Origin of the sequence: Vibrio cortegadensis, from assembly GCF_024347395.1 — a bacterium.
GTDB lineage: Bacteria > Pseudomonadota > Gammaproteobacteria > Enterobacterales > Vibrionaceae > Vibrio > Vibrio cortegadensis.
Genome location: NZ_AP025473.1, coordinates 603,638 through 615,076, shown reverse-complemented (window position 1 = coordinate 615,076; position 11,439 = coordinate 603,638). Strand labels below are relative to the sequence as shown.

Sequence of the window (11,439 nt, the reverse complement as noted above, 5' to 3'; positions counted from 1 at the left end):
GACTCATATTCAAATAATAATAGCTCTTGTTTGCAAACATCGTTATGTCTTCGAGATGAAATTAAAGAGAATAATCTCCTCAACAATCCCGGTTCATTTACCCTTTACACTTGGTAATTAGACTTATCACCAATATCGAAATGAAGCGGCATTCGCCATTTTTCATAGGATAAATAAGCTAACACGAAACCTGAAACGAATAACATCACAGCGGCCAACATCCAACTTTCAAACATCATCAAAAATGTGCTTAAAGCCAGTAACAGTGGTACCAATTTTAAACCTAGCACTTTAAAACAGAAGGACTCTTTTAACGCAATTCCGGAGAAGGTAATAAAAATAAAACCAAGAGATAGCCATGAATAAAACAGATTGGGATCACTCAACATCAAAAGAATACCAATCCAACTCGACCATGAGATCACCGCTCTCACAAGCTTATCGTAAACGTGTATATTAGCCGCGCTCATAGCCGCTGAGATACTCATGATCAGCAAGCACCCTCTCTCCATATCGGCAGGTATCACCATCCACTCTGCTTTTCCTGCCAGTATTGCGGAATACATAATCGCCACTACCGAAAACAAGCTAATACCACTCCGATACAAACACACGCTTAATTTATCAAAGCGATCTAACGTCTCTTTATGCTCTGGATTTGCCACGATTTAACTCCCCAACTCTGACTTGTCATGCAGTATATACTGAAACTCAAACCACGTTCATAACCGCATTCACAGCTTCAAATTGATTGAAGTTTCAAGGTGCAATAACATCGCTCATCCTACAGCACAATAATCTTATGAAATCCCCTTTAATAGCAGTGAATGTTTTCAAATAACGTCGCTCTAGGTGTTTAAATTATAAGTTTTTTAAATCTAGGTTTTTAAATTCTGAGCTTTTAAATTCCATATTTTCATCTGTTTTACTCACTGTACATCTCAATTTACTCCGTCTCGCTTTTAGATTTCAAGCACAATTTAACATTTTGGTTACACTTAATGTATTCGCAATACCAATGTTAATGACAATTAAAAGTGATGTTCCTAGAGTAAAGCATCAACTTATTGGTATTGGTTACAAGCAGTTAGGCATAACTCGTCATCATCGACAGTGGATTTGTCGAACTGAGCTACCAAAGGAGCTTGAGATGAATGTTCAGGCGTTACCTATGCATCGGTTTATCGACCATCAAGGCAATCTTGTTTGCCCACTCCCATCATGGGCCGACAAAGCAACACTAAAAGGGTTTTACTGTGACATGGTATTAACCCGCACCTACGATAAAAAAGCCGTCGCGCTTCAGAGGACCGGGAAATTAGGCACTTACCCTTCACACCTTGGTGCAGAAGCCATTGGGGTTGCCATCGGACGTGCGCTCAATTCTGATGACGTTTTCATTCCATATTATCGAGATTTTCCTGCGATGTGGGCTCGTGGAATACCAATGGAGAAAAACCTCCAATACTGGGGAGGTGATGAGCGAGGCAGTGACTTCAGTTCAAGCAGCACCTCGCCAAACCACCCACCTCAACAAAGTTATGATTTGCCCTTTTGCGTTCCTATCGCGACCCAATGTACCCATGCCGTTGGGGTTGCTTCTGCATTGAAAATCGAAGGAAAACATAAAGCCGCATTGGTCACATGTGGTGATGGCGCGACTTCTAAGGGGGATTTTCTAGAGTCTTTGAATTGTGCGGGCACATGGAACATCCCATTAATTTTTGTCGTCAATAACAACCAGTGGGCCATCTCTGTTCCCCGCAGCCTGCAATGCGCAGCAGAGTTTCTTTCCGAAAAATCGGCAGGCGCTGGCATCTCTGGCATCACTGTTGATGGAAACGACATTGTCGCCATGTTTGATGCCATATTATCCGCGCTTGATCATGCACGAAAAGGGAAAGGAGCAACGCTCATAGAAGCAATAAGCTATCGCTTAAGCGACCACACCACGGCTGATGATGCCACTCGCTATCGAAGCGATGAAGAGCTTCATGAGGCATGGGAATTTGAACCGATCAGCCGACTAAAAACCTTTCTTATTCAACAAGGCTACTGGTCAGAAAAAGAAGATCAGCAGTGGTTAGAACATTGCCAAAAAGTGATAGAACAAGCCGTAGACAACTACCTAAATACTCCTGGTCAAGCCCCTGAAAGCGCCTTTGATTTTCTCTACGAATCTCTCAGCCCAGATTTGCACCACCAGCGAGATGAAATCATCAACAAAGCAATGCGGTTGCAAGGAGGCAAGCATGGCTGAAATAACATTGGTAGAAGCGGTCAACCTTGCTCTGCATTATGAGATGGCATCCGACTCTAACGTGGTACTTTTAGGGGAGGACGTGGGTGACAACGGAGGAGTATTTCGTGCCACTGTCGGTCTCAAAGAGAAATTCGGTTTAAAGCGCGTCATTGATTCCCCCCTCGCTGAGGCGTTAATTGCAGGCGTGGCAATTGGCATGGCCTCGCAAGGGTTACGCCCCATTGCAGAGTTCCAATTTCAAGGTTTCATCTTTCCAGCCATGGAACATTTAATGTGCCATGCCGCCAGAATCCGTAATCGAACTCGTGGGCGTCTCACCTGCCCTGCGGTTTTTCGAGCGCCATTTGGTGGAGGCATCCATGCGCCCGAACATCACTCCGAGAGCATTGAAACCTTATTCGCCCATATTCCAGGTTTAAAAGTGGTCATCCCATCCTCGCCACAGCGTGCCTACGGTTTACTGCTGGCCTCCATTCGCAGTAACGACCCTGTGATGTTCTTCGAACCAAAACGGATTTATCGCACTGTCAAGTCCGATGTTGTCGATAACGGAAAAGCGTTACCTCTCGACAGTTGCTTCACGCTTCGCAAAGGGCGAGATTTAACTTTAGTCACTTGGGGAGCGTGTGTTGTCGAATCCCTACAAGCGGCGAATACGCTTTCTGCTCAAGGCATTGAAGTGGAAGTGATTGATCTCGCGAGTATCAAACCTATCGATATGGCAACGATTCTACACTCGCTAGAGAAAACAGGTCGTCTGTTAGTGGTTCACGAAGCGAGTAAAACCTGTGGCGTAGGCGCTGAAATTCTGGCTCGAACAGCAGAACAGGCGATGTGCTTATTAAAAGCCCCACCTAAGCGAGTAACAGGGATGGATACCATTATGCCTTATTACCGAAACGAAGATTTTTTCTTGATAAAAGAGCAGGATATTGTCCTAGCCGCACAAGAGTTAGTGGAGGGATGGAAATGAAATCTTTTATGCTACCAGACTTAGGCGAAGGCCTTGCCGAATCAGAAATCGTGCAATGGCACATCAACATTGGAGATCATGTCAAGGTTGATCAGATTGTGGTGACGATTGAAACAGCAAAAGCGATCGTAGAAGTGCCCGCCCCCTACAGTGGTAAAATCGTCCGTCGGTATGGTGAAGAGGGAGATGTCATTAATATCGGCTCCCTTTTACTTGAGATTGAAGAAGAGGGAGAACTGACGAAAGTAAACTCTGAACCGTCTCTATCCGAATCCACGCTATCTGGCTCTGAACAATCCGGCTCTAAGCGATCTAGTTCTAAACAATCGAACTCCGCTCAAAATGATTCAACCATCAGCAAGAAGCAAGATGCCGCAACCGTAGTTGGCAATGTATCGCAGCAAAACCATCACGTTAATATCGATGATTTCTGGATCGGTGGTGATCCTAATACGAGCACCGAAAGTCTCATTACCGCCATGCCTTCTGCTCGGCTATTAGCGCAGCAGTTAGGCGTAGACTTACACGAAATCGTAGGCAGTGGCGCTGATGGCTTGATCACCGATGATGATATTTACCAACAGTGTGACAAACAACTCCCTGGCACTGAAGTACTCAAAGGGTCTCGACGTGCGATGGCAAATGCGATGACGCACTCGCATCACAATGTCGCAGCAGTAACCATCACAGAAGAAGCCTTACTGATGAATTGGGCCGAAAATGAAGATATCTCCATTCGACTGATTCAAGCGGTACTCAATGCTTGCCAACAGGAGCCAGCACTCAATGCATGGTTTGATGCTGAAACCATGACTCGATGCATTCATACCACGGTCAATGTAGGCGTGGCAGTAGACAGTTCGCACGGTCTGTATGTGCCAGTATTGCGTCACGCTGATGAGTACAGTGCCAAAGGGATTCGTCTGTGGCTTGATAAAACGGTGGATGGTATCCGAGAGCGCAAGATCGGCAGAGAACAGTTACAACATGCCACCATCACACTATCCAACTTTGGTGCCATCGCTGGGATTTATGCCACACCTGTCGTGTCTCCCCCACAGGTCGCTATCGTGGGAGCAGGACGAATCATCCGCAAAGTAATCGTAGAAAACGATAAAGCGGTAGAGGTCAAAGCGATGCCATTATCGATGACCTTTGATCATCGAGCGTGTACAGGAGGGGAAGCGGCGCGATTTATTAAAGCCTTAGTGACACATTTACAGCATGCTAAAGTGCAATAACGCTCATCTGCCATAGCACTTGTATACAATAGTACTTATCTGCAATAGCACTTACCTACAATAGCGCTCATCGATGCGAATACTCGTGATAGAGCATCAGTTTAAAAGAGAATGATTCGCTCACAACCCATTTACACTGAGCGAATCAATTCAGGCATGATTTCAAAGAGATCGCCGACGATTCCATAATCGGCGACCTGAAAAATCGGCGCATCTGGGTCACTATTGATCGCGACGATCACCTTAGACTCTTTCATGCCTGCTAGATGCTGGATCGCCCCTGAAATGCCCACTGCGATATACAACTCTGGAGCCACTATCTTACCCGTCTGCCCAACTTGAAGATCGTTAGATACAAATCCTGCATCTACCGCCGCCCGAGATGCACCAATCGCACCACCGAGCTTATCGGCAAGCTGCTCAATTAAACCGAAATGCTCTTGGCTACCCAAGCCTCGTCCACCTGAAATAACGACCCGAGCTTCGGGTAACTCAGGACGCTCACTTTCAACTTTCAGCTGCGACACAAATTCTGTCGATTGTGCTTTGATGCTCTTGTCCCATCTCTCTATCTTTGCCTTTTTGTCTTCACTAGAAACAAGTTCCTCACTCTCTATGGCATCAAACGCTGAGCTTCGAATTGTGATCACTTTAATTGAGTCGAGAGATTTCACTTTTGCGAGCGCGTTGCCTGCATAAATCGGGCGAATCACGATATCTGGAGTCTGGATCTCAACCACATCTGAAAGCTGCCCCACTTCCAATAGAGCCGCAACACGAGGCATCAGATCTTTCCCAAACGTTGTCGCAGGGGCGAGTAGATGCGAATAATCTTGTCCGATTTCAGCAATCAACTCCGCCATATTTTCTGCCAGCCTATATTGATGATCACTTGAATCGGCGACAATCACTTTATCAACGCCACTAATTGCCGTTATTGAGTCGACCACCATTTCACAACTATGCCCTGCGACAAACACAGAAACGGCGCCTTTATCGTGCTGTTCACTACTCATTATTAGCAAGCTTGCGGCTTTGATGGTTCGCAATGTTTCCATCGAGACTTGTGAGTTATCGTGCTGTGCAACAACTAAAACTCTTAACGGTTGATCGTCCATGTGTTTACTCCTCATCCCTACCCGAACAATGCGTACCTCTTACCACTACGCTAAATGACTTTGGCTTCACTCTTCAGTTTATCCACCAGCTCTGTCACGTTTTGCACTATGACTCCGGCTTTTCGCTCTGCTGGCGGCATCACTTCAAGTATCTCTTGGTGTTTCACCTCTTCAACCCCTAGCGCACTTGCCGTTAACACTTCTAATGGCTTTCGTTTGGCTTTCATTATATTTGGTAAGGAGGCATAACGAGGTTCATTAAGGCGCAAATCGGTACTGATAATCGCAGGAAGCGCCAACTTCAACGTTTCCAGACCACCATCAATTTCACGAGTGACTTCTACGCTGCTCTTATTACCATCCTCATCAGCAACGATTTTCAACTGCGAAGCAAATGTTCCTTGCGGACGCTGAGTCAGAGCCGCCAACATTTGTGCCACTTGATTGTTGTCAGTATCAATCGATTGCTTACCAAGTAGCACCAACCCTGCCTCGTCGAGCATTGATTCCTGCTGCATCACCGCTTTCAAAAGTTTGGCAACGGTAAGAGGCTCAGGAGGTGTGATGAAATCAATATGAATAGCGCGATCGGCCCCTAAAGCCAGCGCCGTACGCAACTGCTCCTGACAACCATGATCACCCGCAGACACCACAATAACTTCATCCACATATCCCGTTTCTTTCAACCTCACAGCCTCTTCAACCGCGATTTCACAAAACGGATTCATCGTCATTTTTACGTTACTGTTTTCAACGGCTGAACCATCACTTTTAACCCTAATTTTGACATAGGGATCGATCACTCGTTTGATTGCGACTAATACTTTCACAATGCCATCCTTATCAATGAGCGCTACTCATGTCTGCCTTACTTTTGAGCTTAGTAAAGTTTACGTTTACGTCAACTGGACTATATTTAATGGTAAGTCAGCGTAATACAGCAGGGCTATCGTATGGGCAGTGAGCGTATGGACAGAGAGTGCATGGAATTTGACGTAGTAATTGTCGGTGCAGGCCCATCAGGCTTAGCGGCCGCTTGCAAACTCGCGCAATTAACCCAATTGGAAAACCGATCTCCAATATCCATCTGCGTAGTGGAAAAAGGGGCGGAAGTTGGTGCTCACATTCTCTCTGGAGCTCTGTTTGAAACGAGCGCGCTAGATGAGCTATTCCCTGAATGGCAGAGCATGGATACTCCTATCTCAACCCCCGTAAATAACGATAAGTTTGTCTACCTCACCACTCAACATAACCACCTAACAGTACCTCGGGTGCTGACCCCAAACCCCATGCACAACAATGACGAAAACTACGTGATCAGTTTATCGAACTTATGCCGTTGGTTAGCACAACAAGCTGAAACACTCGGTGTCGAAATCTTCCCCGGCTTCGCGGCCACTTCCATCAATTACGATGACAATGGCACAGTGACAGGCATCAAAACCTCCGACATGGGACGAGACAGACATGGTGAACCTAAAGCTAATTTTGAAGCGGGAATTGAGCTAAAAGCCAAATACACTATTTTTGCTGAAGGGGCGCGTGGTCACTTGGGCAAACAGCTCATGAGTAAGTATCGACTTGATGCAGATAAACAACCGCAGCATTATGCGCTTGGGCTCAAAGAGATATGGGAAGTGCCTAGTTCCGAAACTAAAGCAGGAGATGTCATCCATAGTATTGGTTGGCCATTAAGCGAATCAGACAGCTCTGGTGGCGGATTTCTTTACCATTTAGAAAACAACAAAGTCGCGGTGGGATTGATTGTCGACCTCAATTACAGCAATCCATATTTAGACCCTTTCGAGGAGTTTCAAAGACTTAAACACCATCCTGTTTTTAGTCAGCATCTCAGAGGCGGTAGTCGTATTTCTTATGGCGCGAGAGCGATTGCAAAAGGTGGGTTTTCTTCCCTCCCGAAACAGCAATTTCCTGGTGGTTTATTGATTGGATGCGATGCTGGCACACTCAATGTGGCCAAAATTAAAGGGTGCCATACCGCCATGAAATCTGGGATGTTGGCGGCAGAAGCGATTTTTAACGCTTTAGAAAATGTGAATGATCAACCACTTGAGCCTGATTACGATACTCAGTTTAAAGCTTCTTGGCTCTATCAAGAACTCGAAGATACTCGCAGCTTCAGCGCCGCTATTCACAAGTACGGCAACCTACTCGGTGGAGCGCTGATTACTCTTGAGCACAATGTATGGATCCCTCTATTTAACCAACCTGAACCTTGGGTGATTCATGACAGAAAGGCGGATCACCTTCACCTAAAAGAACTTAGCCAGTGCCCGCCAATCACTTACCCGAAACCTGATGGAGTATTAAGCTTTGATCGAGCGTCGTCTGTCTACCTATCATCGACTCAACATGAAGAAAATCAACCTTGCCACCTCTTGTTGAACGACTCGACCATTCCTATTCAAAACCATTTATCTCGATTTGATGAACCTAGCCAGCGTTACTGCCCTGCCGGGGTATATGAAGTGGTCATTACGGACAATGAAAAGCGATTTCAAATCAACCCTGCCAACTGTTTACACTGTAAAACTTGCGATATAAAAGACCCATCGAAAAACATTAGCTGGCAACCTCCAGAAGGCGGAGGCGGGCCTAATTATCGGGATATGTAGATAATAGGATAGCCCACGATCACGTGTATCTATCACTTATCAAGCCCTTACTCTCCTGATATGGTCGATGGCTTGAGTTCCTCTTCATTAGCTCCCAATCACGATGCTATCTATCGCGGCCGCTTTGTTTCATGTACTCCCCCGCATCTTAGACCGTTTGTTCAAGTCTTAGCTAACTTCTTGCACAGTAACTCCATGCTAAAGTGGTTGCGTAGCCCCGCTAACCTGTTAACTTATTATTTTCCAAGAAATTAGCATTCAAACTAGGTACATTCTTAGTATACGGAACTCTTGGCAATACACTTCAAACTGCATGGGAGATAACAGTGCAAGAGGAATATATGGATTACTATGCGAATTTTGATGAAGAGCAGCGTCTCGTTTGTCAAAACATTACTCGCATTGAATTTGATACCACCATCAACCAACTAGAATTATTTACTCACTCAGCCGAAACGCTTACCGAGTTTGGTGCTGCAACGGGTCGCTATTCCATTTTTTATGCCCAAAAAGGCTTAGATGTAACCGCAGTCGAGCTCGTTCCGGAATTGGTTGCACAACTAAAACAAAATGCCGTTGTTCAAAATGTTGAGCTGAACGTATATGAAGCAAATGCAACGGATGTTTCTTTTGTTCCAGACAGCTCTCAAGATATGGTGTTAATTCTTGGGCCCCTGTACCACATACAAGAAGAAAGCGAACGACAAGCTGTAATAAGAGAAGCTCATAGAATTCTTAAGCCAAATGGTGTTGTCGCAGTCGCTTATATCAGCCGTTTCTTTGTAGCCGGACTGCTTGCTAAAATGTCGAGTACTTTGATTTCACCACAAATACTTAGTGAATTGAACGAAACGGGATTAGTTACATCGAAAGATGTCGATGCATTCTTTAGAACAGGATATTTTGCAAAACCTTCTGAAATCGAAAACTTAACTAAATCCGAAGGGTTCTGTATAGAAAAGCATGTGGCGACAGATGGCTTTGGACGTTACATCGGTTCTGAAATCAATTCATTATCAGAACAACAATACCAAGCTTGGTTGCAGCATCATCTATTGGTGTGTTCTGAACCATCACTTCTAGGTTCGAGTAACCACGGTTTGGTTATCGCACGTAAGTACAGTTAACAAATAACCATAAGTGTCGTTTAGTATTAAAAATAATGGAAACTTGTCGTATGAATAATCTTTTTACGTATATTGCCGCGATAAAAGGTGAAATGACGGGATTAAAACTGGTAAGTCATGAATCAATCGACAAATCTTATAAAGATCAGGACATAGCCGTTGATTGTGTAGAGTCGCTATTTCATTTTTCAAACGGAGTCATAATAAAGCATTGCACTGAGTCAGAGCTCTTTGAAACGACGGAACAAACATGTCCGGAGTGTTGGATTTCATATGAGGTAATTTCAGACTCAAAAAGCACTAAGGTACGCCCCATAAGAAAGACCTTCACAAACCATTGCCAAGAGATTTTTTGGCTAAAAATCAATAAGCAACAGGTAAATCCATAACAAGAGGCCGTTGCTAGCCTCTTGTTCTAACAGTGAGTAAAATACACTGAGTTGTATTTATTTAGAGTGGCTTAACGACACTCGACTGGTTAGCAGTGTCGTTAACTTGATATCCCAAGCCTATAATTTTCTTGCGAATTGTATCAGCTTCATCATATCGACCTTGCTGTTTCATACGTTGGCGTTGTTCAACGAGGTCTTGAACTTGCGTGGGGATTGTTATTTGCTCTACCTTATCAAGTTCTAAACCAAATATTTGATCAAAATAGAGTAACGTCGCTTTTTTATTGGCTGGTTCCATTGCGCTATCAAGAACTTTCCATACTAAGGCTAATGCCTGTGGCATGTTTAAATCACGGTTGATACGTGCAAAGAATTCAGCTTTGAACTGGTTGTCGACGCGACCACCGTCAGGCATATCTATAATTTTCTCTCTTAATCGACGGAGGGCCTTTTGTGCGCCAGCCAATCCTTCCCAGGAAAAGCTGAGCTGGCTACGATAGTGACTGGTTAAGGTTAAATAACGATAAGCCAGAGGATCATAACCTTTGTCGATTAAGCTTTTTAAACGCAATGTAAAGCCAGACTTAGATATTTTCTCATTGTTAATATTTAAAAAGTAACCATGCAACCAATAGTTTGCTTGTACATGTCCATTTTTAGCTTGGCATTGAGCTATTTCATTAGTGTGGTGAACAGGAATATGATCTTCACCACCGACATGTATATCGAAGGTTTCTCCTAAATACTTCTCTGCCATCGCTGAACATTCAATATGCCACCCAGGAAAGCCTTTTCCCCATGGGCTTAGCCACTCCATTTGTCGTTTCTGTTGGTTACTAAATTTCCATAACGCAAAATCTGTTGGGTGCTTTTTCTCTGCCATATCAACGCGAATACCCGCTTCCAAACCGTGCTTATCTAGTCGTGCAAGCTTTCCATAATCGGGCAATTTATCTGTGTCAAAGTAAATACCATCGCTGGTTTGGTAGGTATAGCCTTTCGCTTCGAGTGACTGAATAAACGAGATTTGCTCTTGGATATGATCGGTAGCTCGGCAAGTGGTCGAAGGCTGAAGAATATTAAGCAGTTTAAGATCTATAAAAAATGCATCTTCAAAAAATGTGGCGATATCCCAAGCTGATTTTTTCTGTGTGCGTGCGCCTTTTTCCATCTTATCTTCACCACTGTCACCATCTGAAACCAAGTGGCCGACATCGGTTATATTCATTACATGATTAACCTGATACCCGTTGATTTGTAGCACACGCTTTAAGACATCAACGAATAAATAGGTCCGTAGATTACCGACATGTGCGTAGTCATAGACTGTCGGACCACATGCATAAAGCCCAACCTTATTTGATTGAATTGTATCGAACGGACTCAATGTTCTATTCAGAGTATTGAAGAGTTGGAGTGTTGGTTGGGTCATAAATCATATCCTTATAAATACAAAAAGGCCGTGGATGTAAACATCAACGGCCTAGGTAATAGTGCGATAGGTTTGCTATGTAATAGCTACACGAAAACGGCCGTAAATAAGGTATTTACAGCAACAACATAGAAGGTGAGTGAAAGCAGTTATCAGCGTCATAATTTCTAAACTAAAATAGATAATTATCAAAAGCAATAATTTTATTCGGCGCGGTATGTTGAGAGTCACTCTTAGCGGCAACGTTCCAAATACAG

The 11,439-nt window shown here is 44.2% G+C and carries 9 protein-coding genes; 5 read left to right on the top strand and 4 right to left on the bottom strand.

Translation table 11 applies throughout. The features are described from left to right. Nucleotides 1–104: 104 nt before the first annotated feature. Nucleotides 105–665 (bottom strand): DUF2301 domain-containing membrane protein, encoded by a 561-nt coding sequence (locus OCV39_RS17070; RefSeq protein WP_261890098.1) that lies wholly within the window; start codon nucleotides 663–665, stop codon nucleotides 105–107. 485 nt (nucleotides 666–1,150) lie between these two features. Between OCV39_RS17070 and pdhA the strand changes: the two genes are divergently transcribed. From pdhA to OCV39_RS17055, 3 genes are read left to right on the top strand one after another with little or no spacing between them, the layout of a single operon-like run. After that, nucleotides 1,151–2,260, top strand: coding sequence for a pyruvate dehydrogenase (acetyl-transferring) E1 component subunit alpha (gene pdhA, locus OCV39_RS17065; RefSeq protein WP_113797126.1), 1,110 nt, complete (start codon nucleotides 1,151–1,153; stop codon nucleotides 2,258–2,260). Further along, the gene (locus OCV39_RS17060; protein ID WP_136994822.1) at nucleotides 2,253–3,236 is read left to right on the top strand and encodes an alpha-ketoacid dehydrogenase subunit beta; all 984 of its coding nucleotides are present in this window, start codon (nucleotides 2,253–2,255) and stop codon (nucleotides 3,234–3,236) included. The genes pdhA and OCV39_RS17060 overlap by 8 nt, the downstream gene beginning before the upstream one ends. Beyond that, nucleotides 3,233–4,477 carry a dihydrolipoamide acetyltransferase family protein gene (locus OCV39_RS17055; RefSeq protein WP_261890097.1) on the top strand — a complete coding sequence of 415 codons (1,245 nt, stop codon included), beginning with the start codon at nucleotides 3,233–3,235 and terminating at the stop codon, nucleotides 4,475–4,477. The genes OCV39_RS17060 and OCV39_RS17055 overlap by 4 nt, the downstream gene beginning before the upstream one ends. 131 nt (nucleotides 4,478–4,608) lie before the next feature. On the opposite strand, the gene OCV39_RS17050 is transcribed toward OCV39_RS17055, so the two are convergent. After that, on the bottom strand, nucleotides 4,609–5,595 hold the full coding sequence (locus tag OCV39_RS17050; RefSeq protein ID WP_261890096.1) for an electron transfer flavoprotein subunit alpha/FixB family protein: 987 nt from the start codon (nucleotides 5,593–5,595) through the stop codon (nucleotides 4,609–4,611). Between the two features lie 50 nt (nucleotides 5,596–5,645). After that, nucleotides 5,646–6,425 carry an electron transfer flavoprotein subunit beta/FixA family protein gene (locus OCV39_RS17045; RefSeq protein WP_261890095.1) on the bottom strand — a complete coding sequence of 260 codons (780 nt, stop codon included), beginning with the start codon at nucleotides 6,423–6,425 and terminating at the stop codon, nucleotides 5,646–5,648. Between the two features lie 138 nt (nucleotides 6,426–6,563). Between OCV39_RS17045 and OCV39_RS17040 the strand changes: the two genes are divergently transcribed. Beyond that, nucleotides 6,564–8,231 carry an electron transfer flavoprotein-ubiquinone oxidoreductase gene (locus OCV39_RS17040; protein WP_261890132.1) on the top strand — a complete coding sequence of 556 codons (1,668 nt, stop codon included), beginning with the start codon at nucleotides 6,564–6,566 and terminating at the stop codon, nucleotides 8,229–8,231. A gap of 326 nt (nucleotides 8,232–8,557) precedes the next feature. Then, nucleotides 8,558–9,358: a class I SAM-dependent methyltransferase gene (locus OCV39_RS17035; RefSeq protein WP_390903269.1), complete on the top strand. Its 801-nt coding sequence runs from the start codon at nucleotides 8,558–8,560 to the stop codon at nucleotides 9,356–9,358. A 450-nt stretch (nucleotides 9,359–9,808) separates the two neighbouring features. Here the strand turns inward: OCV39_RS17035 and cysS are convergent, their stop codons facing one another. After that, a complete protein-coding gene (cysS, locus tag OCV39_RS17030) occupies nucleotides 9,809–11,182 on the bottom strand; it encodes a cysteine--tRNA ligase (protein ID WP_261890094.1) in 1,374 nt (457 codons plus the stop codon). Nucleotides 11,183–11,439 lie beyond the last annotated feature (257 nt).

What these genes read in the sequence shown, in the direction of transcription:
- pdhA (WP_113797126.1), top strand. Translation starts at nt 1,151, where the DNA reads ATGAATGTTCAGGCGTTACCTATGCATCGGTTTATCGACCATCAAGGC.
- OCV39_RS17060 (WP_136994822.1), top strand. Translation starts at nt 2,253, where the DNA reads ATGGCTGAAATAACATTGGTAGAAGCGGTCAACCTTGCTCTGCATTAT.
- OCV39_RS17055 (WP_261890097.1), top strand. Translation starts at nt 3,233, where the DNA reads ATGAAATCTTTTATGCTACCAGACTTAGGCGAAGGCCTTGCCGAATCA.
- OCV39_RS17050 (WP_261890096.1), bottom strand. Translation starts at nt 5,595, where the DNA reads ATGGACGATCAACCGTTAAGAGTTTTAGTTGTTGCACAGCACGATAAC.
- OCV39_RS17040 (WP_261890132.1), top strand. Translation starts at nt 6,564, where the DNA reads ATGGACAGAGAGTGCATGGAATTTGACGTAGTAATTGTCGGTGCAGGC.
- cysS (WP_261890094.1), bottom strand. Translation starts at nt 11,182, where the DNA reads ATGACCCAACCAACACTCCAACTCTTCAATACTCTGAATAGAACATTG.